The 23214-nt window shown below is 39.9% G+C and carries 25 protein-coding genes, 1 tRNA gene and 1 pseudogene; 17 read left to right on the forward strand and 10 right to left on the reverse strand.

Annotated elements, in window-relative coordinates:
- Window positions 1–6 precede the first annotated feature (6 nt).
- Window positions 7–618 carry an isochorismatase family protein gene (locus EV690_RS12505; RefSeq protein WP_131913344.1) on the reverse strand — a complete coding sequence of 204 codons (612 nt, stop codon included), beginning with the start codon at window positions 616–618 and terminating at the stop codon, window positions 7–9.
- Window positions 619–793: 175 nt separating this feature from the next.
- Between EV690_RS12505 and EV690_RS12510 the strand changes: the two genes are divergently transcribed.
- Together EV690_RS12510 and EV690_RS12515 are read left to right on the forward strand one after the other, a co-directional pair.
- On the forward strand, window positions 794–1405 hold the full coding sequence (locus EV690_RS12510; protein ID WP_131913345.1) for a LysE family translocator: 612 nt from the start codon (window positions 794–796) through the stop codon (window positions 1403–1405).
- Window positions 1406–1615: 210 nt separating this feature from the next.
- Window positions 1616–2005, forward strand: coding sequence for a DUF4870 family protein (locus EV690_RS12515; protein WP_131913346.1), 390 nt, complete (start codon window positions 1616–1618; stop codon window positions 2003–2005).
- Here the strand turns inward: EV690_RS12515 and EV690_RS12520 are convergent.
- Window positions 2002–3840, reverse strand: a complete 1839-nt coding sequence (locus EV690_RS12520; RefSeq protein ID WP_131913347.1) for a putative bifunctional diguanylate cyclase/phosphodiesterase — start codon at window positions 3838–3840, stop codon at window positions 2002–2004. The genes EV690_RS12515 and EV690_RS12520 overlap by 4 nt on opposite strands.
- 152 nt (window positions 3841–3992) lie before the next feature.
- Here EV690_RS12520 and EV690_RS12525 point away from each other — a divergent pair, with 152 nt between their 5' ends.
- Window positions 3993–4979, forward strand: a complete 987-nt coding sequence (locus tag EV690_RS12525; RefSeq protein WP_131913348.1) for an LLM class flavin-dependent oxidoreductase — start codon at window positions 3993–3995, stop codon at window positions 4977–4979.
- Window positions 4980–5164: 185 nt separating this feature from the next.
- Here EV690_RS12525 and EV690_RS12530 read toward each other — a convergent pair whose 3' ends face one another.
- Window positions 5165–6349, reverse strand: coding sequence for a sugar efflux transporter (locus EV690_RS12530; RefSeq protein WP_224054870.1), 1185 nt, complete (start codon window positions 6347–6349; stop codon window positions 5165–5167).
- A gap of 209 nt (window positions 6350–6558) precedes the next feature.
- On the opposite strand from EV690_RS12530, the gene EV690_RS12535 reads away from it, so the two are divergent.
- On the forward strand, window positions 6559–6939 hold the full coding sequence (locus tag EV690_RS12535; RefSeq protein ID WP_131913349.1) for a hypothetical protein: 381 nt from the start codon (window positions 6559–6561) through the stop codon (window positions 6937–6939).
- Window positions 6940–7097: 158 nt separating this feature from the next.
- On the opposite strand, the gene EV690_RS12540 is transcribed toward EV690_RS12535, so the two are convergent.
- Both EV690_RS12540 and EV690_RS12545 read right to left on the reverse strand, forming a co-directional pair.
- Window positions 7098–7814: a UDP-2,3-diacylglucosamine diphosphatase gene (locus tag EV690_RS12540; protein ID WP_131913350.1), complete on the reverse strand. Its 717-nt coding sequence runs from the start codon at window positions 7812–7814 to the stop codon at window positions 7098–7100.
- Between the two features lie 6 nt (window positions 7815–7820).
- Window positions 7821–8318 (reverse strand): peptidylprolyl isomerase, encoded by a 498-nt coding sequence (locus EV690_RS12545; RefSeq protein WP_131913351.1) that lies wholly within the window; start codon window positions 8316–8318, stop codon window positions 7821–7823.
- 248 nt (window positions 8319–8566) lie between these two features.
- Between EV690_RS12545 and cysS the strand changes: the two genes are divergently transcribed.
- The 8 genes from cysS to EV690_RS12580 all read left to right on the forward strand — a co-directional run bounded on the left by cysS (window position 8567) and on the right by EV690_RS12580 (window position 13212).
- Complete coding sequence (gene cysS, locus EV690_RS12550) at window positions 8567–9952, forward strand: cysteine--tRNA ligase (RefSeq protein ID WP_131913352.1); 1386 nt, start codon at window positions 8567–8569, stop codon at window positions 9950–9952.
- Between the two features lie 120 nt (window positions 9953–10072).
- Window positions 10073–10438 (forward strand): hypothetical protein, encoded by a 366-nt coding sequence (locus EV690_RS12555; protein WP_131913353.1) that lies wholly within the window; start codon window positions 10073–10075, stop codon window positions 10436–10438.
- An 80-nt stretch (window positions 10439–10518) separates the two neighbouring features.
- Window positions 10519–10911, forward strand: a complete 393-nt coding sequence (locus tag EV690_RS12560; RefSeq protein WP_131913354.1) for a VOC family protein — start codon at window positions 10519–10521, stop codon at window positions 10909–10911.
- A gap of 17 nt (window positions 10912–10928) precedes the next feature.
- Entirely contained in the window at window positions 10929–11447 is a 519-nt protein-coding gene (locus tag EV690_RS12565; RefSeq protein WP_131913355.1) for a macro domain-containing protein, read from the forward strand.
- 54 nt (window positions 11448–11501) lie between these two features.
- Window positions 11502–11990: a GNAT family N-acetyltransferase gene (locus tag EV690_RS12570; RefSeq protein ID WP_131913356.1), complete on the forward strand. Its 489-nt coding sequence runs from the start codon at window positions 11502–11504 to the stop codon at window positions 11988–11990.
- Window positions 11991–12119: 129 nt separating this feature from the next.
- Window positions 12120–12251 carry a hypothetical protein gene (locus EV690_RS18580; RefSeq protein WP_263433795.1) on the forward strand — a complete coding sequence of 44 codons (132 nt, stop codon included), beginning with the start codon at window positions 12120–12122 and terminating at the stop codon, window positions 12249–12251.
- A 118-nt stretch (window positions 12252–12369) separates the two neighbouring features.
- Window positions 12370–12567 carry a hypothetical protein gene (locus EV690_RS12575; RefSeq protein ID WP_131913357.1) on the forward strand — a complete coding sequence of 66 codons (198 nt, stop codon included), beginning with the start codon at window positions 12370–12372 and terminating at the stop codon, window positions 12565–12567.
- Window positions 12568–12573: 6 nt separating this feature from the next.
- Window positions 12574–13212 carry a ribonuclease T2 family protein gene (locus EV690_RS12580; RefSeq protein WP_131913358.1) on the forward strand — a complete coding sequence of 213 codons (639 nt, stop codon included), beginning with the start codon at window positions 12574–12576 and terminating at the stop codon, window positions 13210–13212.
- Between the two features lie 52 nt (window positions 13213–13264).
- Here the strand turns inward: EV690_RS12580 and folD are convergent, their stop codons facing one another.
- On the reverse strand, window positions 13265–14122 hold the full coding sequence (folD, locus tag EV690_RS12585) for a bifunctional methylenetetrahydrofolate dehydrogenase/methenyltetrahydrofolate cyclohydrolase FolD (RefSeq protein WP_131913359.1): 858 nt from the start codon (window positions 14120–14122) through the stop codon (window positions 13265–13267).
- A 232-nt stretch (window positions 14123–14354) separates the two neighbouring features.
- On the opposite strand from folD, the gene EV690_RS12590 reads away from it, so the two are divergent.
- Window positions 14355–14431: transfer RNA gene (locus tag EV690_RS12590), tRNA-Arg, on the forward strand.
- 464 nt (window positions 14432–14895) lie between these two features.
- On the opposite strand, the gene EV690_RS12600 is transcribed toward EV690_RS12590, so the two are convergent.
- Window positions 14896–15804: a LysR substrate-binding domain-containing protein gene (locus tag EV690_RS12600; RefSeq protein ID WP_131913361.1), complete on the reverse strand. Its 909-nt coding sequence runs from the start codon at window positions 15802–15804 to the stop codon at window positions 14896–14898.
- 164 nt (window positions 15805–15968) lie between these two features.
- On the opposite strand from EV690_RS12600, the gene EV690_RS12605 reads away from it, so the two are divergent.
- The gene (locus tag EV690_RS12605; RefSeq protein WP_131913362.1) at window positions 15969–16817 is read left to right on the forward strand and encodes a DMT family transporter; all 849 of its coding nucleotides are present in this window, start codon (window positions 15969–15971) and stop codon (window positions 16815–16817) included.
- A gap of 79 nt (window positions 16818–16896) precedes the next feature.
- Here EV690_RS12605 and EV690_RS12610 read toward each other — a convergent pair.
- Window positions 16897–17328, reverse strand: a pseudogene (locus EV690_RS12610) (IS110 family transposase); the annotation flags it as partial.
- 446 nt (window positions 17329–17774) lie between these two features.
- On the opposite strand from EV690_RS12610, the gene EV690_RS12620 reads away from it, so the two are divergent.
- Complete coding sequence (locus tag EV690_RS12620) at window positions 17775–18107, forward strand: RNA-binding domain-containing protein (RefSeq protein WP_233458707.1); 333 nt, start codon at window positions 17775–17777, stop codon at window positions 18105–18107.
- 597 nt (window positions 18108–18704) lie between these two features.
- On the opposite strand, the gene EV690_RS12625 is transcribed toward EV690_RS12620, so the two are convergent.
- Window positions 18705–19700, reverse strand: coding sequence for a C-terminal binding protein (locus EV690_RS12625; RefSeq protein ID WP_165872753.1), 996 nt, complete (start codon window positions 19698–19700; stop codon window positions 18705–18707).
- 255 nt (window positions 19701–19955) lie between these two features.
- On the opposite strand from EV690_RS12625, the gene EV690_RS12630 reads away from it, so the two are divergent.
- Both EV690_RS12630 and EV690_RS12635 read left to right on the forward strand, forming a co-directional pair.
- Complete coding sequence (locus EV690_RS12630; RefSeq protein WP_131913364.1) at window positions 19956–21116, forward strand: Glu/Leu/Phe/Val family dehydrogenase; 1161 nt, start codon at window positions 19956–19958, stop codon at window positions 21114–21116.
- Between the two features lie 175 nt (window positions 21117–21291).
- The gene (locus tag EV690_RS12635) at window positions 21292–22539 is read left to right on the forward strand and encodes an MFS transporter (protein WP_131913365.1); all 1248 of its coding nucleotides are present in this window, start codon (window positions 21292–21294) and stop codon (window positions 22537–22539) included.
- Between the two features lie 51 nt (window positions 22540–22590).
- Here EV690_RS12635 and EV690_RS12640 read toward each other — a convergent pair whose 3' ends face one another.
- Window positions 22591–23208 (reverse strand): TetR/AcrR family transcriptional regulator, encoded by a 618-nt coding sequence (locus tag EV690_RS12640; protein WP_131913366.1) that lies wholly within the window; start codon window positions 23206–23208, stop codon window positions 22591–22593.
- Window positions 23209–23214: the final 6 nt, after the last annotated feature.

A 23214-nucleotide genomic window follows, 5' to 3' on the forward strand; every position in this document is an offset into this window, starting at 1 on the left:
ATCGTTTTATGAGTGAGCGAGTGGGGCTAATGTCTGCCATTGAATTGGGGTTGCCCCATGTGCACACATTTTTTCGATAGCCTGTTGACCATCATGTTCATTGACATTAACTGCATCGATCCCATCTGTTAACAAATAACATTCAAAGCCATTAGCAAGTGCATCCAATGTACTCTGCAATACACAATAATCAGTTGCTAATCCACAAATAAATAAACGCTTAATTCCACAATGTTTCATCTGTACCGATAACTCAGTGCCATCAAACGCTGAGTAGGCATCTTTTTCAACAGATGTTGCTTTAGAGACAAGCCAGGCTTGAGTTGGCCATGCAAAATCAGCACTAATTTGAGCGCCTTGAGTATTTTGAATGCAATGGGGTGGCCATGGGCCATTTTGTTGTATAAATGAACAATGCTCTTCAGGATGCCAGTCACGACTTAAAATAATAGTGGCCTGAGAACGCTCAAAATACTGAGTATAGCGGTTAATCGGTTCAATCACCTGATATGAGCTGGGTATTCCCAATGCTCCACCAGGTAAGAAATCGTTTTGCAGATCGATAATTAATAAAGCATCACTGGCTTTCACTGTGATGGTTGCTGGTTGCGTCGCCATTGCAAATCCTTTGACATTAAATGCATGCAAAAAGAGGTTCGGTTATGGTATACGCGAAGCGTTCAAATTGGCAGTAAAAATTTGCTGAATGCCATAATTTGTGTTGTATATTAATTTATTTATCAATACCTTATTATTGAATAAGGTTAATTTGGTTTATTACATAGGTAACGATATGACAAGTTACGGTGTATTTTTATTGATTGCTGCATTGACTGTACTAAGCCCAGGACCTGGCGTGTTACTGACGTTGAGCAACTCACTGCGTGATGGCATAACGGGTGCGCTATCGGGAATTGCAGGTATTGTTCTTGGGACGTTGCTCGTCTCTTTCGTGTCGGCGAGTAGTCTAGGACTGTTGCTTGCAACATCTACGGTGGCTTTTAGCATTATGAAGTGGGTTGGCGCGGCTTACCTTATTTATTTAGGTGTTAAAAAATGGCGTACGGGAACCAAAAGTTTTGCGTTTTCTAAGCCCAAAAGAGAGGGCAAACGAGGTCATTTTTTTGAAGGGTTTCTCATTCAAGTGACCAATCCTAAAGCGGTGTTCTTTTTTATGGCAATTTTTCCGCAATTTGTAAACTATTCGCAGGGCTTTGCCATCCAGTTTTCTGCGCTAGTGCTAAGTTACGTAGCGCTCGTGTTATTTATCCATTTTGGTTATGCTAATTTGGCCCGCTTTGCAAAACGCTCGCTTGATTCAGCGCAAAGCCAGAAATATCTCAATCGAGTCAGTGGTGCTATCTTTATTAGTTTTGGTATCGGTCTGGCTAATGCTAATCGCTAGGGACTGTGGAGCTCTTTTAAAGACTTGAACAAAATCCAACCACATACTATGGATAACCCCTAGGATGTGATGCAGACTTTAAATTAAACACTTTACCCTCATTATTTTTGTTAAAGTAACGATAACATAGTTAGTACAATGTTATCTGAACGTGCACTATTTTGTATACGTTATATAATTTAAGTAATGAAATCAAAGAGGGTGACAAGTATGAGGTCCTATCATTCATCTTTTACATCACCTGAAGAGCTCAGCGAATTTGAGCTTGATGCCAAAAATCATGCATTGATAGCCTATATCTTGATGATATTAGGTTGTTTTACGGGTGTGTTATGGTTTATTGGTGCGATTTGGGCAATGGTTAAAATCAATGATGCCAGAGGGAGTCTGTTTGAGGATCACTATGAAAATATTATTACTGTTTTCTGGTGGGGACTGGGGTGGTCGATTATTGGTTTTGCACTCTCCATTATTTTAATCGGTTATTTCATTCTCGGCTTGTTATGGCTGTGGGCCGCTTGGCGAATATTCCGAGGTATCATGCGCCTCACTGTGAATCGGCCCTATTATAGTTTATTTGATCCAAGAGCATTCGGTTAGTCGCTTTCTTCAGGGAACTGTGGGGGGCGATAGTTTGCCAGCTCTTCAATTGGCATTGGCTTGGCGTAGAACCAGCCTTGTGCATATTCTGCCTGATGGGCACGCAAAAACTCAGCTTGTTCCCATTTTTCGACGCCCTCTGCAATCACATTTTTATTGAGGCTATGAGCTAGCGCAATAGTGGCTCTAGTAATGGCCGCATCGCGTTCTAGTTCGGTGACGCCACCAATAAATGAACGATCAATTTTTAAGTATGCAGCAGGCAGCAACTGCAGATAACGTAGTGAAGCATGACCCGTTCCAAAGTCATCAATGGCAAAACGGATCCCTGATTGTTGCAAGATCTTCATCTGCTCGATGGCTGTTTTGAGATCGCTAATTACCGAGTGTTCTGTGACCTCAAGCTTTAAATTCTGCGCCGGAAGGTTGTTTTTTCTCAAGACATCAAGGACATCATCAGTAAATCTAGGATCAAGTAAATCTGCGCTGCTGATATTAACTGACATATAAACGGATTCTGGTAACTTGTCGTGGATTCGGGCAAAATCTGTACAGGTTTTACGAATAATCCAACGTGTGAGTGATTTTATCAAGCCACTGTTCTCCGCAACCGGAATAAATTCCATGGGGGAGATATATTCGTTTTCTTTCCATGGCCAGCGAATGAGAGCTTCAAATCCGCTCATCTGTCCATCTTTTAATCGTACAATGGGTTGATACAGCATCTCGAACTGATTTTTTTCAATGGCTTGGGCTAATTTATTTTCTATTTCGAAGCTGCGAGCGAGATGAGTTTCTTGTGATGGTTCAAAACTTTCGACACTGATCCCTTTAGATAAATCCGGCGCTGCATGCATTGCTGTGCTGACCTGATTAATCAGTTCATCCGGAATATTAAATTCAGGGGTTATTTTAGCTACTCCAACAGAGGCACAAATTGTTAATGAAGGCTCATTTTCAATAGGGGGATGCTCTAAAAACGTCCGCAATCGAATCAGCAACATTGACTCGTCTTGTTCTTCATCTAATCGATATAAAATGGTGAATCGATCATCTCTTAGGCGCGAAATGAACGCGTGTTCAGGACTAACCTGCTCTAAGATCTGACTAAAAATCTGTAATATTTTGTCCCCTCGAGAATGCCCATATATTCGATTAACGATTCTAAAACGCTGGATATTTAGCATTAACAATTGATAATTCTGGGCGCTATATTGCTCGCAAATAGTGGTGAGCTTCTGAATAAACAACTGTTGGCAGGGGAGGCCAGTAAGCGGATCATAGAGCGTTTTTTGTAGCAAATCACGATGAGCTTCAATGAGCTGTTGGTCACGCCAGATATCTGAGCTAATAATATCCGCTAACATAGTGAGTTCATGAATCTGGGCCTGACTATATGTTCGCGGGCTTTGATCGAATACACATAGCGTTCCCAAAGCATAATTTGAATGTGATTTAATTTGGCATCCTAAATAGGAACGAATATGGGGATCTTTTGTTACCAAAGGGTGGTTCTCAAAGCGATCGTCTTTGTGGGTGTCTTCCACCATTAAAATCCCAGAAGGTTGATTGAGTGTATGTGAACAAATTGACCACTCTCGAGGGAGCGGTGGTATGGCAATACCAACCTGCGCTTTGATCCATTGACGATCTTCATCGATGAGTGAAAACATCGCCGCTTGAGATTGGGTGATATGTCGAGCCAGCTCAACTAACCGATTAAACCGTTCTTCGGGTTGCAAGTTGAATAAGCTCAATTGTGCAAAGCTATGAAGTCGAGCCTTTTCATCTAATCGCTTCGGCGTATCGGGTGAATTTGATTCTAATTGACTCATTGGTTAACCCTGTCTGTTTTCATTCAGAAATCTTTATTGAGCATAGTTAATATTTGTCAATATGGCGTAATTGTTCGTAACAAAGTGGTGTAAGGTTGAAGTTTCAGTTTGGCTAAGGCATATTTGAGCAATCATTCAAATATGGAGTAGTTATGATTCCAATCTCGCTTTTAGATCTGGCCCCAATTGGAGAATCACAAAGCGTTCGCCAAGCGATAGCAAATAGTCGCAAATTGGCTGAGGCGGCCGAAAATGCTGGTTATAAGCGCTATTGGTTGGCTGAGCATCACGGAATGCGAGCGATAGCTAGTTCAGCAACTGCTGTTATGCTTGCCCAGGCAGGTATGGCTACACAATCGATTCGTATTGGTTCCGGTGGGATTATGTTGCCCAATCATGCGCCTTTAATGGTGGCAGAGCAATTTGGCACTTTGGCCGAAATGTTTCCCGATCGGGTTGATTTAGGGTTAGGGCGAGCTCCGGGGACGGATCCGAAAACCTCACACGCTTTGCGTCGGCCAACAATGGATGTTGTAGAAGGTTACCCTGATGATGTACAACTGCTTAAAAGTTATCTTTCAGACAACGCGAGCGATGTATTGGCAATTCCGGGTAGTGGAACGAAAGTCCCATTGTGGCTACTTGGTTCAAGTTTATACAGTGCTCAGCTATCAGCTGAATTTGGCTTGCCGTATGCGTATGCGTCACATTTTGCACCAGATTTTCTGACGCAAGCTCTGAATATTTATCGCAACCAGTTTAAGCCCTCAGAACAGCTTGATAGTCCCTATGCGATGGCTGGCGTTGCGGTTGTGATCGGACAAACAAATGAGCAAGCGCAATATCTATTCAGTTCAGCTAAACAGCAGTTTTTGAATTTGCGCCGAGGACTCAATGAAGCGTTCCCGAAACCGGATGCAAGCTTAGCAGAGCATGCTAGCAATACTGAGTTAATGATGGTTGATCGGACCCTTCATTATTCGTTAGTCGGTGATAAAGCGACTGTGGCGCATCAATTAAAGCAGTTTATTCGACTCTCTGAGGTCGATGAGATTATGATTACCATCCCAATCTACGACATGGATAAACGACTCAATGTGTTAAATGAGTTTGCAGACATAGCGGCTCATTTAGATTGAGTCGTGGTTTTTATGGTATTCGTGTCTATATCTGTTTTCAAACAATGCTCATTTTTTAGCTGAACCATGCAGTTGTCTGTCTAATCCTAGGCTTTAGGTAAAAGATTATTGCCGATGGCGTGATACATAAAAATGCCAGCCATCATTGACTGGCATTAAGTGTTAGCCACTCAGGTTAAGGGTAGTTAAATAGGTTTAACCAGTGTGAGTAGTATTGTGGCGATTAAGACAAAAATGCCGCAAACAATAAAAGTTGCGCCATAACTATAATATTGGGCAATACTACCGGCCATTGCTCCGGCAATTACTGAGCCAGTATAAATGCTATTGGTAAATAACGTTGTTGCCTGACCTGCTCGCCCGGGCATTAAATCCTGAAAATAGATCATGCCAAGCCCTCCTAAAATGCCGATAAACGCAGCATTGCCAAGTTGTAAAGCTAACAATGCGTGAGGAGAGTGCAACCAGTGTAAACCGATGTAAAAAACGATGCCTGCAATTCCAGCAAAGAGCAGCATGCATTTCATCTTCCAGTATTTAGTTAAATAGCCAGCAATTAACATGACTGGGATTTCCAGAGCGGCTGCGGTTCCCATCATCCACCCGGCTAGTTCCTGAGGCAGCTGGAGTTGCTTGCTGACATAAAGGGGCATCGAGATAATATAAATACTATTACAGCCCCACATTAGGGTAGAGCAGATAAACAGTTTAATGACATCGGAACGATGCCGCATTGTGGTCGGCTGTTGCTCGGATTGTTTAGCACTTTTAGTATTGGGTAGATCGGGTAGTTTTAATAAAGTAATAAAAAAACCGATGACATAAATTCCCATGCCAAATAAAAAGAGTGTGCGAAATCCATAAGCGGTCACAATACCAAAAGCAATCGCGGGGCCAACGACCCAAGCTAGCGATAACTGAGCGCGCATAATCGAAGTGAACATTATGGAGGATCTACCAGACTGATCTTTATAATCGCGAGCCAGCGCAAATGCTTGAGGCATGGCAGACGCCCCCATGCCTAATAAAAAGATCCCCAGAGAAATGAGTATCCAGTAATTACGGCACCAATCAAAAAGTGCACAATTTAAAGCGCCCATAACCAGACACATCAAAATAATGCGCTTGCGGTGACCTTTATTATCTGAATAACGTGCGACTATTTGGGTAAAGAAAATTCCACCGATTGCATTTACCGTATAAAAAGCGCCAACCGCGAAGGGCTGAACATGGACTTGCGTCGTTAAGAATAAGCTTAAGATTGGAATAAATAGTGCGCCACCAAGCCCAGTAAAAAATGTCAGAGTCATAAATGACAATAGCACACCAGTTTGCGCCTGATACATCTGGCGCCAGTACGAAGTTCGCATAAAACCTCAGATATATATCGACCTAATTATGGGTGCTGGTAGATGTGGTTGATGGCTTGGCGATATGTTTTGCTTGCCGAAAATTACCAGCGATAGAGATGCTGCCTGAGCTGATTATGCTCAATACAACTTAGTTATTTTACCTCATTTTTTCAGGATATGTAGTACAATCGAAATGATTATTAAGGCTATTTTCCAATGGATTGTGGATGATCAATTGCAAACAAAAAGTGGCATTAAATTGGCTAAAAAAACGATTCACGGGGGATCGGTTTTCTAAGTTAGGACTTATTTTAATCATCAGTCTGTCACTGAGTAGCTGCGCGCTATATAAAGTATTAAGTTCTGCGACGATCACTGATGGTAAGGTCTCGCAGATTGAACGCGGATATACCAGTGAAGATGATATTGTATCGATGTTTGGTCAACCTTATATAAAGACCATAATGGGTAATGATTGGCAGCGATGGACCTATCGTGCCGCCGGGGAAAAGCCGTACTCTTGGGTAGATGTAAGAATGCCTGCTAAAACGTTAGTGATTTTATTTCATGAAGGCGTGGTGCGAGATTACCGCTACACCACCCATTAACCGATAAAGAGTCATTTAAACAGCAGAAGCTATTCTGCGACATATATTTGTGTTGGCATAGTGTCTAGATAAATGTCCCTATTTATTAAATTATCTAAACAACTATTTGTGATAATGGAATGAACAGAAATGAGACTAGCTAGATTTTGGGGAATTGATTAAAGCTTATCACCTTCAAGGAGAAGCTCTTCGGCAGTGACAGATAAAACACTGCTTTGTTGATACCAGTCTCCAAGTACAATACGCTGGCGTTCATCATTAAAAGGGGAATGGATAGCTGGACGATGCGTATGACCGTGAATCATCCATTCTAAATTGTGTTGCTCAAAGCGGTGAGTTACTTCCTGTTCTGTGACATCCATGATCGAATCACTTTTGTTCTGATTTTGCGCTTGACTATGCATCCGCATGTTTTTAGCTATTTTTATCCGCGCAAATTTTGGTAAACATAGAAATAGCCATTGAATGATTGGATTATGAACCTTACGACGGAATTTTTGATAATCCTCATCAAGCGTGCACATAATGTCACCGTGCAAGAGCATAGTTTTATGGCCGTACAGATTGATGATCGTTTCATCTGCCAGATATTGAATTCCACACTCGCTTAAATAGCGTTTGCCAACTAAAAAATCGCGATTACCACAGATGAAATAGCATGGCACGCCTGTATCAGTGAGCTTTTTCAGTTCGCTTGCAACGGTTTGGCTGGTGTGATTTGTGATATCGTCACCCACCCATACTTCAAATAGATCGCCCAGAATATAGAGTGCATCAGCATGCACTGCTTCGGAGCGGATAAAACGCACAAACGCCCCAAGAATATCAGGGCGTTCGTCGCTTAAGTGCAGGTCGGCAATAAAATAACTGACCATTAAAGGTTATTCGCTCACCGTCACTGATTCGATGAGTACATCTTCAAGTGGCACATCCTGATGAACATAACCAATTGTACCGGTCGGAACGCCTTTGATCTTATTAACGACATCCATACCCTCTGTCACTTTTCCAAAAACACAGTAACCCCAGCCTTGAGGTGTTTCTGATTTAAAGTCCAGATAGCTATTGTTGTTAATGTTGATGAAAAACTGCGCTGACGCAGAATGAGGTTCCATCGTCCGCGCCATAGCAATGGTGCCGAGTTCATTCGATAAACCATTCTTGGCTTCGTTTTTAATCGGAGTGTCAGTGTCTTTTTCTTGCATGCCACTGGCAAAGCCACCGCCCTGAATCATAAAACCATCAATAACACGGTGAAATATGGTTCCATTATAATGGCCGGATGTTGCGTATTTTAAGAAATTTGCGACAGTTTCTGGAGCTTTGTCTGCATATAGCTCTAATGTAATATCGCCATAATTGGTATGTAACGTAACCATTGGATATACCCTTGAATTAAAAATCGCTAAATTCTAGCGAGTTGTGATGACAGATGCCAGTCTGTTCAGTATAAATGAGAAACTAGGCAGGATGATACCCGCTTAACGGTTGTTTTTAAGACCACTTAAACTAATAGGTTGTCAATTAATCAAATAGATTTCTCAATCATCCTCTAAGCTGTTTTTGTGGCACTTCGATGGTAAAATCAGTTATTCATCTAACAACGGATTTAAGAAGAGTCGGCCGAATGTTAAAAATCTACAATACACTCACACGCCAAAAAGAGCAGTTTAAACCCATCGAGCCAGGTAAAATCGGCATGTATGTGTGTGGAATAACCATCTATGATTTCTGTCATATTGGCCACGGACGAACTTTTGTCGCTTTTGATACGATTGCTCGTTACCTACGCTGGAGCGGCTACGATTTAACTTATGTCCGTAACATTACTGATGTGGATGATAAAATTATTAAACGGGCTGCTGACAATAATGAAAGTTGCGACCAACTAGTAGAGTACTATACGAATGCTATGCATGAAGATTTTGCTGCGTTGGGGATTCAAAAACCAGATATTGAGCCGACTGTTACTACGCATATTCCGGAAATTATCACAATTGTTCAACAGCTTATCGAAAACGGTAATGCCTATGTTGGTGATAATGGTGATGTGATGTTTGCGGTGGACAGTTACCCTGATTATGGCAAGCTTAGCCAGCAAAATTTGGAAATGCTACAGGCTGGTGCTCGGGTTGATGTTAGCGAACATAAACGCAATCCATTGGATTTTGTATTGTGGAAAATGGCTAAACCGGGTGAACCGCACTGGAGTTCCCCTTGGGGGGAAGGTCGGCCAGGTTGGCATATTGAATGTTCTGCAATGAATATGAAGCACTTAGGCTCAACATTTGATATTCACGGCGGTGGTTCTGATTTAGCATTCCCGCACCACGAAAACGAAATTGCTCAAAGCTGCTGTGCTCACCACACCCAATATGTCAATTACTGGATCCATAGTGGCATGGTGCAGGTTGATAAAGTGAAAATGTCAAAATCACTCGGAAATTTCTTCACCATTCGCGATGTGCTTAATGCGTACGATGGTCAGAGCGTTCGTTATTTCTTGGTTTCAGGCCATTATCGGAGTCAGCTGAACTATTCAGAAGATAATTTGAAGCAGGCTCGCGCGGCGGTTGAACGCCTTTATAACGCGCTACGTGGCGTTGTGTTGGTGGAACCTTCAGTTGAATTGGTTAAATCGTATCGTGATGCATTTGTTGCAGCGATGGATGATGATTTTAATACCCCAGAAGCGTTGACTGTGCTGTTTGACTTGGCCAAAGCCATTAACAAAGCCAAAGATTCTGCGCCAGAACATGCTGGGCAATATGCTAGCGTTTTGGTTGAACTGGGATCTGTTCTTGGCCTTTGCACTGAGGACCCGGAAGTTTATCTGCAAGGCGATAGTAGTAATGATGAGCAGAGTGCAGAAATTGAAGCGTTGATCCAGCAACGTAATGATGCCCGTCATGCTAAAGATTGGGCGGCAGCCGACCAAGCACGCGATGCACTAAATGCCATGGGAGTTGTACTTGAAGACGGTCCGCAAGGGACCACTTGGCGAAAAGCATAATTTACTTTGCTTAAAGCGACTATATAATAGTCGCTTTTTTATCATTCATAAAAAGAGTTTTGCTCACAATGCATCTATTTAGGTTAGGATGAGCAGCTTTTATACGCAGTGGTTTACTCTATGCAATATTTAAAAAAAATCATAATCGCCAATCTCATTACAGCGATTATTGTCGCTATACTATCGCATTTTGTTATTGCACTGCGAGTCGCTTCCATTAGTGATTTTTGTTTCGAAATGGTGATTATCCTTTGGGGAATTGCAGTGGTTAGTTGGCGGGGCGGGGCATTTATACGTCGAGCCAACGAAATGAAAGTGATTCGTAAAAATCGTCAATTACCGCTGGTGGATGCTGAGCAGGAAAAAGCCACACAAATCAACCACAAAGGACGTGTTGATTATACTAGTGAACTAGTTTTGTTTGCTTCTGGTGTGCCTGCTGCAATGGTTTGCATTATCAGTGCTCTTGTCCATACTTATGGCTAGTTACAATGTGATTGTAATCACGCTTTTATTGAGTTAAAAATGATTAAGTAGAGATCCTTTTAACAGTAAAAGGATCTGTCATGTTTTTTGATCATCTAAGTACTTACGCTGTTGATTATCCTCGTACCCGGGACTTTTACGCCGCTTTGTTTGAGCCGTTTGGCTATGAAATTAATTATGAATTTAGCAAATATATCAGTGAAGAGTTTCCGTGTCAGTGGATCTGTTCATTTGGTGTACCAGGTACTGATTCACTCTGGATTGTTGAGACGCAAAGCCCGTTTACTCCCCGCCATTTTGCCTTTGCTGCTGATACGAGCGAACTGGTCGATACCTTTTATCAAACTGGCCTAGAACACGGTGCTATTGATAATGGCGCGCCTGGATTAAGGTGTGAATATGAACCGAATTACTATGCCGCCTTTTTAATTGACCCCGACGAGAATAATATAGAAGCAGTTTGTCATGTCTAAGTATCAAGGAGCCATTGATGGGACAAATTCATATTCTTAAAGGCGATATTACCACCGCGCAGGTCGATGCTATTGTCAACGCGGCTAATTCAAGAATGCTCGGCGGCGGTGGTGTTGATGGCGCGATTCATCGTGCAGCAGGCCCCAAGCTGCTAGCTGAGTGCAAAAATGTGCCATCCGTGAACGGGCAACGCTGTCCAACCGGGGAAGCTCGCATCACCTCTGCAGGAAACCTTAGTGCCAGTTATGTCATTCACACCGTGGGGCCGATTTACAATATTGATAAAGCACCAAGAGAGCACTTGATCAATGCTTATGAGAATTCATTTAAATTGGCTTTATCGCATGCCTGTCAGAGCATTGCATTTCCAGCCATATCATGCGGCGTATATATGTACCCGCATCATGAGGCGGCGGAGATTGCATTAAACGTGGCTCTTGAATATGTGAATCATTTCGATATCTACTTTTATCTGTTTGATGAGCCGTTATTTAATATTTTTAAACAAACTTATCGGCAATTAACGACTATCTAATTATCAACCATTTAGGTATAACTAATAGCACGATGGATTAATTATAATTTAATAATGAGTATTCTTATTCGCCAGTTAACCCTAGATGATGTTCATGAGGCCGCTGTCATTTTTGATGAAATGTATCAGTTTTATTTTGCTAAGCCACCTCAATTTGTCGATATCGAACCCTATTTATGCAAACGGGTGTTAAGTGACAACTCACCCATGACAGTTATGGGTATTTTTAGTGATGATAAATTGGTTGGGTTTGCAACGTTTACAATTCTGTTTCCCGCGCCAGCATTAAGTGGCCAAATGTTTATTAAAGATTTGTTCATTAGCGAACAATATCGTGCTCAGCGTTTAGGATTAAAGCTATTAAAATATCTTGCTAAACTCGCGCTTGAGAATAGTTGTTCGCGCCTTGATTGGACTGCAGAGCAAAGTAACCCTAAAGCAGGGGCGTTTTATCGTAAAATCGGTGCTACACATGTCACAGATAAAGAGTATTTTCGTTTTAGTGATGAGGCGTTGAGCCGATTTGCAGAATATGAGTTTTGAAGAAAAGATAACGAGGGGATCATTGGATGATTAGGCGACATGAGTTGAGAGTCGATGCCCAATTATTACCAGCTGATTAAAGAACAAGTGAAAGCGCAGTGAGGTGGTCTGCATAGGATTGAATGAGTGATGGCCAGTGTTAATGTTGCGTCAATCGAACAGATGCAGCGTAATAATCTTTGGCAAGAAGATGCCATTGCTCGGTTAAAAAGCGCATCAATTAGAGCTTGCTGTCACCCCATGTCTGGTGATTTGTATTAAGACCATGCACAAGGTAGTCGCAGCGATCGACAGCTTTATCTCAATCCCGGTTGCATATTGCCGATGGTACTGCGTAAAAGATTTGTGATCATAAGGATTAGGTAAATTTGCATTGGATGTGATGATTCCAAGTGAACAGCAATGGATGCGTATATTCAAAGAACTTTGCCTTGGCAATATGCTTCAGCCATCACCACTGCGCTATTTAGAGATTATCCATGAACTGGCTCAGATGATTATTGGTATATCGGTCCATCTGCAGTGGGATGCCATGGTGATTCATGCTCAAACAGCAGTTGAGTGTATTAAAAACTAGGAGATTATGATGAAAGGTATTTTTTATGCTCTAGTGTTAGCCGCGTTACCATTAGTAGCCTTGGCCCAGCAATGCCAAGTTAATGATAGCAATCTTAACCTTAATTATGATCAAACCCTCGATTATCAAAATGCCCATATCAAAACTGATTTTTTTATGCTGGTGTTTTCCAATTCAAGTATTTTTTGTAGGGGCCGCCAGAACCAACCTAAGTTTAAGTTCCAATGTGACTCAGGTCATCAATTTGGTTGGGTTGTGCATGGGTTGTGGGGCGAATCTAAAGCGGCATATCTATCTGGGAATATTCATCAACACCCTCGTTTTTGCCAAGGTGATTTGCCCAAACTGGCGCTGAGCACGATTAAACCTTATTTGTGCATGAGTCCAGGGACAGCCCTGTTGCAAGGCGAATGGGAAAAACATGGCGCTTGTGATTTCCCGAATGCCAAAAGTTACTTTGCCCAAGAACAAGCACTTTACCAACAGTTTAAATTGCCACCTGCTAGTTTAAATGCATCTCAAGCAATTCAGTGGATGAAACGAAATAATCCCCAATTAAAAAATAAATGGCTTAGTCGACAAGGCAGCGAATTTGGGATCTGTTTTGATAAGCGCTTCGAGTTAATCAGTTGCCCTAAAAAATAACAGAAATAAAAAAGCGCTCACAAGAGCGCTTTAAACCATCTCCGAACGCTATTTAAGCATCGTGGTATTTTTCACAAGCTTCCAGCGTATTTTCAATCAGGCTGGCAACGGTCATTGGTCCAACTCCGCCGGGAACAGGGGTGATCCAACTAGCTTTTTCTCTAGCGGTGGCAAATTCAATATCACCAATCAGTTTGCCATTTTCATTACGACTAATACCTACATCAATGACAACTGCGCCTTCTTTAACCCATTCGCCAGGAATAAACTCAGCTTTACCCACTGCAACTACTAGCAGATCGGCGCGGCGAACTTCATTTTCTAAATCTTTAGTAAAGCGATGACACGTAGTCGTAGTACATCCGGCAAGCAGCAATTCTAAGGTCATTGGCCGCCCGACAATATTTGATGCGCCAACAACGACCGCATGCATGCCATAAGTATCAACACCCGTGGAGCGAATTAAGGTCATAATGCCTTTGGGTGTGCAAGAGCGTAGGGCAGGGATACGTTGCGCGAGACGGCCCACGTTATAAGGATGAAATCCATCAACATCTTTGTCTGGACGGATCCGTTCAATTACTTCAGTTTCGTCAATATGTTCTGGGAGCGGTAATTGCACCAAGATCCCGTCAATTTCACTATCATCATTGAGTTTGTCAATCAACGTGATTAACTGTTGATGCGTTGTTTCAACCGGCAGATCATATGAACGTGAGACAAAGTTAACTTCATCACAAGCACGTCGTTTGCTACCTACATACACTTTAGATGCAGGATCACTACCGACTAATACCACCGCAAGACCTGGGGCTCGAAGTCCTTTTGCTAAACGAGCTTTTACTTTTTCACCCACTTCGTGACGAAGAGATTGAGCGATTGCTTTACCATCAATGATTTGAGCTGACATACCTATTCATGGGGGTTATGATTTTATGATTAATATTGTCGCATGAAGCGCTCATTAGGCCAATGGCTTTTTGTTATGATCGGCTGTTGATTTTATATTGAATCATTCGCTCATAATTTAGCCAAAACAGTCAGTTATATCTATCATGAGTAATAAATTAGGTTAAAAATATTTGACCGTCTGGATGAATAACAGTAATATGCGGCCGCACTAAGTGAGATATTCACGCTTCGCGCCCTTAGCTCAGCTGGATAGAGCACCGGCCTTCTAAGCCGGTGGTCACAGGTTCGAATCCTGTAGGGTGCGCCATCTTTCAAAAAGCCAACTCAATGAGTTGGCTTTTTACATTTATCTCTTCAATAAATCCGAATTCAACTTCGAAGTGCGACACTCACACCAAGAGTCAAACGCATGAGCTAGAACTTTTAGCAGGAAAAGCCTAAAAAGTAGACCTTAACTTGTCTTTTCCGATTGGCATGTTATCTGATGGATTATTTCTGAATGAGGTTGGAAATACTAGTAAATAGTATCCAACTGTAATATGAAGAAGTTCTAGGTCTTGCAAATCCCACAGCACTCATACTTTCTACAGTAATGTTGCTTAAATTGTATGGTTCTTCACATGATAAAAAATATACCATCGCATCTGAAATTTTATCTAAAGCAACCAATATTCAATTATCTAGTAAAAGTACTAGAACTCAGGATCTTGGTGGCGTACTAGATACAATAAAATTTACAACATTATTAATTGATAGGATAGGGAGCCTAAATCAGTTAGAATTCGATAACTCATTGAATAATAAATCACTTTCCAATTGAGACTGAGTAATAAGCCAATTTATGAGATTTTGAATTGGCTTATTTACGGTACTTTTATGTAAAATGTGATATTTGAGATTATTCTTTTTAAACCCCAATGGTGCAATTAAATTACCCATTTTTAGTTCATTTTTAACGAGAATATAAGGGGCTATTGCAATACCTAAACCGCTCATAGCTGCTTCAATCATAAAGTAAAAATGCTCGTATACTATTTGTTGTTGTTTTGATTTAATTTTATAGGTATGTGACGACCAATCATCCCATGCATTTTGCCGAGTTATAGTATGAAGTAAAGGTTTCGATAATAGGCATTCTGTAAACGTTTCATTTGGGTTAATAAGTGATGGGCTACACACTGGTCCAACATAGTCATCGAACATCTCAATCAATATATCTTGATTATCGCTTTGCGTTCGTCCGATTCTTATAGCGATATCTATATTATCTTTGGCTAAGTTGACTGGGTTATCATCAGCAGTCAAGTTAATCTTAATATCGGGATATTCGAGATAAAAATCTTTTAATTTAGGTATTAACCATTTCATAGACAATGTACCTAAACAAGAAAGATTGATACTTTGACCATTGGAACGGTCAAATGTCTCTATAGATGCTTCTAACATATCGAAGGCTGAGGTCAGGTCTAAAAGTAATCGCTCCCCTTCTGGTGTCAATCTAATATTATTTTTAGGGCCGCAAAATAACTTGGTATCCAGGATCTCTTCAAGTCGCTTTACTTGGCGACTAATCGCGCTGTGTGACACACATAGCTCATTGCCAGCGTCAAGCATTTTCCCATGTCTTGCGGCTGATTCAAATGCACGTAGTGCATTTAGAGGAATATTTCGTCTTTTCAATACAGCATCCTGCCTTTGTTACTTAAAGGAACAATAAGTTTATCTAAAAGTCGAGTGTTTCTCGAATAAAAAACAGACACAATACGAACATATTTTGACATGAGCAACCCGTCCTAGGATGCCATGTCAACAACATCATTATTTAGAAAGGAATAAAAGTAAATATGGATAGTAATGTTTATTTAATAATTCTATTAGGTGCATTACTGCATGCTGGATGGAATAGTATTTTAAAACTAGGACTTGATAGGTTCTCTACTGTTATTCTGTTAGCTATAGTACAAGCGACAATAGCTATACCGTTGCTTTTTTTTGCTACACCACCAAAGTTGGAATCTTGGCATCTTATTATCTTCGCTGCACTATTACATACAGGTTACAAAATTTTCTTAATAAGAGCATATCAAGTTGCGGATTTGAGTCAAGTTTACCCAGTCGCTAGGGGAACAGCACCATTATTACTGGTTTTTATTTCAATTTTTTTTCTAGGTGAATCATTTTCTAACGAACAATTGCTTGCCATTGTTGCTATATCTTTTGGTATTGTACTATTGACGTTTAAAGGAAATAATTTGGAAGTATTTAATCTAAAAGGTATATTCTTTGCCATCATAACGGCGTGTTTTACCGCAAGTTACTCTTTAGTCGACGGATATGGTGCAAAATTGGCTGAAAGTGTATCTGGTTTTATACTTTGGATGGTTGTTTTCGATGCTATCGGTATGATCATATTCGGAATATGGTTCAATGGTACTAAGTGGTTCACTACCTTATATTCTTCGTGGAAACCTGGCTTACTTGCTGGAATTATGTCTCTGGGGGCTTATTGGCTTACAGTATGGGCATTTACCATAGCTCCAATCCCTTTAGTAGCTTCATTGAGAGAAAGTAGCATATTATTTGCTTCATTTATTGCTGTTTTCTTTTTGAAAGAAAAAGTAAATGTTTGGAGGTGGGTAGCTTCTATATTCATTGTTTTTGGTATCATTGCAATGAAAACTGTAGTGGTGTAATAGTCAACTAAAATTGGCCACGGTTTTAGAGTTTTCCCAATATAATCGTTCCGATTCATTGGGCGTTAGGCCACCGTTATACTGATGTGGCCTGATTTGCCAGTGCAGTCCGCTGCTCCACCATCAACTGACGAGCACTTCGAAGAGCCTTCATGTCCTGCTGCTCAACCGTTTTGATGGCAACGAAATGAATACCCGGGCGAAGGGCAGTTTCACAAATTGCCAGCGCATCATTGGCATCGTTTTTTTGGTGATGTGTGAGCGCTTTTACGTGTTGAGTGGGGATGAGTCGAATGATAAATCCCATTGACTGAAAAGTACGCCCCCAATAATGCGAAGTAGCACAGGCCTCCATAGCAATAATCGAGCAGGCAGGAAACTGACGAACGGTATCCATCAATTTAGCCCGGGAGACCTTGCGGTTAAATGCAATGCTCCCATCGTTCATCCAGACGCAAACCTGAAAGACAGATTTAGCCAGGTCGATACCAATGACTTTTATCGAGTTCATGATGTAGTACCTCGGAAAAATTACACTCAGCATAAGTGTGGCAGAACTTGCGCTGAATAAGGGATGTCCATCACATCACTACAAGTGGACACTGACTTGTCCTTCTGGGGCAAATAGTTGCCCCAAAATCGTTTAGCACGAGCTTCTTGATCACGGTCTTAATTCAGTTCTTGACCTACTTTTATGCATGGCTGATTATGAGCCTAATTAAGTTCTTACGACTATACTGAATGCTCTGCAATTTGTGAGCGTAAGAATGGATAAGACATACAGAACAGTATGTTATTGCTATGGTGTCTGTATTTTTAAAAATCTTATAAAGACACTGTTACATGCCTGGCTCTGAGGTTACATGAAAGGATTAGTTGAACAGTTAGTGAAGCAAAAGAGAGAGAGGGATTGGTGGGACTTCAAAAAAACAACACCATTCTAACCTTCATGATCTTTTGTGTTTAGCAAATATCATCTATGACTGCGACCATTTTATCATATTTGGAGTGAGTGACGATTATGAGATAACTGGCCTCAGCGAAAACGATGTGCGCTATACACAGGCGGATATTCTTAATTTCTTAAGAACTAAGAGTTTTGCATACCACAAAATACCAAATGTAAAATTGGATTCAATTATAGTTGATGGTAAAGAATTGGATGTTCTTACAATAAAAAATGAGGATTATAAGCCTTATTTTTTGACCAGAGATGAGACCAAGCAAGGAACTACAGTACGCGCTGGCACAGTATATTCTCGTATGGGCTTTAGCTGCTCTAGGGGCTGACCAGATTCTGGGCGCTCCAAAGTTAAAGGAGTTACCTTCTTCAATCAAAGAGCTTATTAACGAAAACAAGAGGTCAATATGTCGCCAGTAGGTATGTTGTTTAACATAAAAAAACGACTTAACAAATAAATTCAGCCGCCGCAAAAAAATCGCGCGGTTGATTTAAGCGTTAAGCCATAGAAATTTTAATCCGGAATAGACTAATTAGTGGAAAAGTTCTATCACGTTTATTGTCCATCAACGTGTCAGCTTGATCTTAGCTAGTACGAAAATGCCCCATTAAACAATTTAACGCAATTAATCAGTGGCAGATCGTGCCACTGAAATCGCAGTATTTTTACTCATGGCTGGAAACAAAGAGGCAATGCACACTTTCTCCCATTATCGTTCAAAAATGATGTTGATAATCAGTAATGTCGTTACTGCATTGCTATGCAAGTACGCTGAAACCTTTGATTCACAACAGGGTATGAGTGAGAGTATATCTGGTTCTAGGGTTAGAAAGTAAAAATCCCGATTGTCATTTAACAATCGGGACTCTTAGTTTTAACATATTAATTTTACTATAATACATGTTCGATCTTTATCAACAATTTTTCATTCCAAAACCTGAGTATTAATAAGCCTGAACATTTTATTAAAACTCCCATTTAAATAATTAACAACATTATCACAAGCTATTCTCTGGCACTCAAGGATAGATGTTTCAGAATAAAAAGCACTATGAGGTGTTATGATTACATTATCGCGCTGAACTAATGGGTGATTATCTAAAACAGGTGATTCAGATACTAATACATCAAGACCTGCCCCTTTTATTAATTCTTTATCTAGAGCTTCAGCTAAATCATTCTCGTTAATTAATGCACCTCTTGATACATTTATTATATACGGTCTTTTAGACATTTTTTCAAATTTTTCCATATTTAAAAAACCTATATTTTCATTAGTTAGTAACATGTTTATACTAATGTTATCTGAATTTGATAATACTTCGTCAATTGTCAGTAATTTTACGTTGTACTCATTAGCTAGCTCCTCAGAAATAAAAGGATCATATGCGATAACTTTGATTCCGAAAGCCTGAGCTTTTTTCGCAACAGCGCGTCCTATTTTTCCAAGGCCAAAAATACCTAATGTGGAACCATCTAGTCGGATCAGATTATTAGTTGTCCCATAATCAAAAATTCCTTTTGTATCAACATTATTTGTATAGTGTTTTAACTTTCTATTTAATGCAAGCAAGAGTGACATAACGTGTTCCGATACTTCTTGGGTGCAATATTCTTGATTGACAGCAACGCCGATATTTGAATGATTTGCTTGCTCAATATCGATAAAGTTGAAGCCCGTAGCCATTATGGAAATTATTTTTAGATTATTTAGACTTTGTATTATTTCTTTATCAACCTCTAAATATCCTGTTATTAATGCATCTGCATCCTTTAATACATTAATTAATTCATTCTTATTCCCATCAAATTCATAAATAATAATTTTAGTATCACTTCCTAAGGTGTCTCTTAAGTAAGATACTGCATAATTTGTATCAAAGTTCAGTGATGCTTTATAATCTGATATAACAACTTTCAAAATCACGCCTTATTAGTTATCTGAAAATTTCATAGTTAACAATATATGTAACTATACGATTGTATGATTATCTGGGCAAGATATTTATTTTCTTTTCATTTGTCCTTTTTTGGTGACCAAATTTGGTTCGTTGCACCAAAAATAATCAAATATTTATTATTGTTAAAATAAAAAAATTACTATTGAACGATCGTATGATTGTATTGTAGGCTGAATACTAATTCATAATTTGATTATAAATAAGGATACGAAAAAATGAGTAAGCCATATATTTTAGTAGAATGGAATGACACAGAGACGGATGCAAAAGGATGGCTGTGTGCATATAATTTCGTAAATAATTATTGTGGTGGCGGTACACGTATGCACCCAACAGTTACTGCAGAAGAAGTCGTGCGACTAGCTACTGCTATGGGTTACAAATACAAAGCCTGTGAATCCGTTACTACCGGTGGGTGTAAAGGCGGTATAGCGTATGACTATAAAGCTCCTGATGCAAAGGATGTACTAAGACGCTACCTTAAGGCAATGAGTCCGTACATTAACAGTGGTGTGTCTATTGGTGGGGATCTAGGTGTCGACTATAACGATGTGCTAGAAATTCTAGATGAAATCGGTATTGGACTTCCGCAAACACAAGCTATGCGTAATGATCCATTACAACAGCAACGAATCAAGGATCATGATGATGTTTGTTCTATGAAATACGATGGCTTTTTAATGTACGACATGATCACTGGCTATGGTAGTGCAGCAGCACTAGATGAGGCATGGAAGTTAAAAGGAAACATACCAGAAGGTAGTCGCGTTGTTTTACAAGGTTTCGGTTGTGCCGGTGCTAGCATGGCAAATTGTCTGGATAATTGGGGTTACAAAGTAGTTGGTATCGCTGATGCGAATTGCTTGGTTACTTGTGAAGATGGACTTAATGTAAAAGAGCTAATTAAGACTCGTAAACCTAAAGGAGAGCTTAATCCAGATAGTTTCGAATCTTCATACCGTATTCACGATAACGTTGAATGGCTCGATATTGACTGCGACATCCTAGTTCCCGCGGCCTTGGAAGACGTTATTAATAAAGATAATGCGCATAAGGTAAAAGCGTCGTTAGTTGTTGAGGCCGCAAACATCCCTGTGACTCCAGAAGCAGATAAAATTCTTGCTGAAAATGGAGTTGATATTTGTGTTGATTTCATTACTAATATGGGCGGCATACGCATTTATGAAGTAGTTGTATTCGGTCTGGTTAAACCAGAGCCAGAAGCAATTGCTGAAGATACCATGAGCATTATTAGACGTCAGACACGTAAAGTTTTTGAAGAAGCTTTGACTAGTGGGAAAACTACTAGAGAAGTAGCCAAAGAGCTATTCAAACCCGAGCCATCTACTTTCCCTGATATTCCTGTAGTTAATTGAACCATAACGTCTATACCCAAACTACTTGGAGTTACAGGCAGGCAGCAAGTGAATGAGACCACATGAGCATAGAGAACTATATGGCTGGGAATAATGGACGTTGACAACACCGCTGCAACTTCAAGTAGGAAGGTAGACCTTCAATGTTTTTTAACAAGGATGATTGAGAACAATTATGAATAAAACACTTTATAAATACTTTACGATTTTAGTCTTATCGCTTGCAGGGGGATCAATTTACACACTTCCATATCTCAAATATGTATTTTACGATACACAGATAGAGGTGATGAATATTAATAACATGCAATCAGGCTTTCTAATTACAATGTATGCTTTGGGTGGTATGTTAACTTATATTCCTGGAGGAATTCTTACAGATAGAATTTCACCCAGAAAAGCAATTAGTTACTCGCTGTTTGGAACTGCCATTTTAGGCTTAATTTACGCCTACACAATGTCATACAGTATGGCTCTGGTTCTCTGGTTCTTGTTTGCTATAACCACAGCATTTGTCTTTTGGACATCACTATTAAAAGCAATAAGCATAATCGGTGATAGTAGCGAGAATGCTAGGCTATATGGTATCTATTATGCTGGTAATGGCTTAGCAGGTGCGGCAATCAACGGATTAGCCTTAAAAGCAGCATCATTTGGTCTGGATCCAAAACAAAGCCTATTTTACGCAGTAATTGTCATGGCTGGGTGTATTCTGTTGTCAGGGGTGTTGGTGTTTGTTGTACTCAAAGACAAATCTGACAAATCTGACGAAACATCAAGTGATGATAAAATTAATTTTTCTCATGTGAAAGAACTGCTCAAAGACCCTATGTTGTGGTGTCTTTCTATCATCGTTTTCACTGGTTACTCCATTTTCAGTAGTACGACTTACTTTAACCCGTATCTAACAAATGTTGTTGGTATATCAGTACATGACTCAGGTATGTTCTCTATCATTAGAAGTTATTTATTTTACTTAATTGCTCCTTTTGGTGGTTACTTGGCTGACAAAGTGTTTAAATCAACATCTAAGCTATTTGTTGTTTTATTTGCATTGCTAGCGGGTACATTTATTGGTGTGATGTTCTTGCCATCAACAATGAGTGCAACCTCGATTAGTATTTATACGTTACTTCCCGGTGCGTTTGGTCTTATGCTTTACGGTTTAGTTTTCTCTATTGTACGTGAGACCGGAATTCCAATGAAAGTTGCTGGTACAGCTATTGGTATTGCTTCTATTATAGGTTATACGCCTGACCTATTCCTTTCTACGATGTTTGGCCATTGGCTCGATACTTACAGTAATAGTGGATACAGCATGATATTTAGCTTCTTGGGTGGAATGTCTTTGTTAGGACTAATACTAGCTACTGTTCTTGTTAAAAAAAATCAACTTAACGAAAGGAAACCTGTTACAGCATAAATTTAAAAATGCTTATAAAAAAGCCATTCTATATAGTGGATGGCTTTTATTTTATGAGAAAACGCCTAATTTATATGCCTCTAACCACTTCATAAAAATTTTCATTGTATTTTCTGGTGGCAAATTCTTTTCAGATAAACAAGTTCTAACCCAAGCACCATCTAGCAAAGCTATTAAGCTTTGAGCAGCTAAAGATGTGTCAGTAATATCAAGGCCTTCTTCCTTACTAATATTAAGCAACAAGTTATTTAGTAAAGTCTCAATTTTTTCATTAACATATTCATATGTGCTAGCCATATCCTGAGAATTTCTAATTAGACTCCAAAAGACTAACCATGCTTTCATTAAATCAGGGTCAAGGTTGTCTTCAGATATGTAAGAGCGAAAGAAAATAATCAGCTTTTCTGATGCACTACCTTTGTGAGAGTCAATAAGGGCATTGGTCTGATCAAAAAATTCATTCGAAATAGCATCATAGGCATTAATGACAAGTGAATCGATTGAACCAAAATGATGATTGATCATTCCTTGTGAAACATTTGCTTCTCGTGTGATTTTACGTACAGATAATCCAGCATAACCATCTAACTTTAAACAGTTTAAAGTACTTTTAATTAGTGAACTCTTCCGTTCATCTGCGTCATAACGTTGAAATTTCTTTTCTTTCATATATTA

The sequence above is a fragment of the Celerinatantimonas diazotrophica genome (assembly GCF_004339545.1).
Taxonomy (GTDB): domain Bacteria; phylum Pseudomonadota; class Gammaproteobacteria; order Enterobacterales; family Celerinatantimonadaceae; genus Celerinatantimonas; species Celerinatantimonas diazotrophica.

Coding starts and splice junctions, on each gene's coding strand:
- EV690_RS12505 (WP_131913344.1), bottom strand. CDS start 618: ATGGCGACGCAACCAGCAACCATCACAGTGAAAGCCAGTGATGCTTTA.
- EV690_RS12510 (WP_131913345.1), top strand. CDS start 794: ATGACAAGTTACGGTGTATTTTTATTGATTGCTGCATTGACTGTACTA.
- EV690_RS12515 (WP_131913346.1), top strand. CDS start 1,616: ATGAGGTCCTATCATTCATCTTTTACATCACCTGAAGAGCTCAGCGAA.
- EV690_RS12520 (WP_131913347.1), bottom strand. CDS start 3,840: ATGAGTCAATTAGAATCAAATTCACCCGATACGCCGAAGCGATTAGAT.
- EV690_RS12525 (WP_131913348.1), top strand. CDS start 3,993: ATGATTCCAATCTCGCTTTTAGATCTGGCCCCAATTGGAGAATCACAA.
- EV690_RS12530 (WP_224054870.1), bottom strand. CDS start 6,349: ATGCGAACTTCGTACTGGCGCCAGATGTATCAGGCGCAAACTGGTGTG.
- EV690_RS12535 (WP_131913349.1), top strand. CDS start 6,559: ATGATCAATTGCAAACAAAAAGTGGCATTAAATTGGCTAAAAAAACGA.
- EV690_RS12540 (WP_131913350.1), bottom strand. CDS start 7,814: ATGGTCAGTTATTTTATTGCCGACCTGCACTTAAGCGACGAACGCCCT.
- EV690_RS12545 (WP_131913351.1), bottom strand. CDS start 8,318: ATGGTTACGTTACATACCAATTATGGCGATATTACATTAGAGCTATAT.
- cysS (WP_131913352.1), top strand. CDS start 8,567: ATGTTAAAAATCTACAATACACTCACACGCCAAAAAGAGCAGTTTAAA.
- EV690_RS12555 (WP_131913353.1), top strand. CDS start 10,073: ATGCAATATTTAAAAAAAATCATAATCGCCAATCTCATTACAGCGATT.
- EV690_RS12560 (WP_131913354.1), top strand. CDS start 10,519: ATGTTTTTTGATCATCTAAGTACTTACGCTGTTGATTATCCTCGTACC.
- EV690_RS12565 (WP_131913355.1), top strand. CDS start 10,929: ATGGGACAAATTCATATTCTTAAAGGCGATATTACCACCGCGCAGGTC.
- EV690_RS12570 (WP_131913356.1), top strand. CDS start 11,502: ATGAGTATTCTTATTCGCCAGTTAACCCTAGATGATGTTCATGAGGCC.
- EV690_RS18580 (WP_263433795.1), top strand. CDS start 12,120: ATGGCCAGTGTTAATGTTGCGTCAATCGAACAGATGCAGCGTAATAAT.
- EV690_RS12580 (WP_131913358.1), top strand. CDS start 12,574: ATGATGAAAGGTATTTTTTATGCTCTAGTGTTAGCCGCGTTACCATTA.
- folD (WP_131913359.1), bottom strand. CDS start 14,122: ATGTCAGCTCAAATCATTGATGGTAAAGCAATCGCTCAATCTCTTCGT.
- EV690_RS12605 (WP_131913362.1), top strand. CDS start 15,969: ATGGATAGTAATGTTTATTTAATAATTCTATTAGGTGCATTACTGCAT.
- EV690_RS12630 (WP_131913364.1), top strand. CDS start 19,956: ATGAGTAAGCCATATATTTTAGTAGAATGGAATGACACAGAGACGGAT.
- EV690_RS12635 (WP_131913365.1), top strand. CDS start 21,292: ATGAATAAAACACTTTATAAATACTTTACGATTTTAGTCTTATCGCTT.
- EV690_RS12640 (WP_131913366.1), bottom strand. CDS start 23,208: ATGAAAGAAAAGAAATTTCAACGTTATGACGCAGATGAACGGAAGAGT.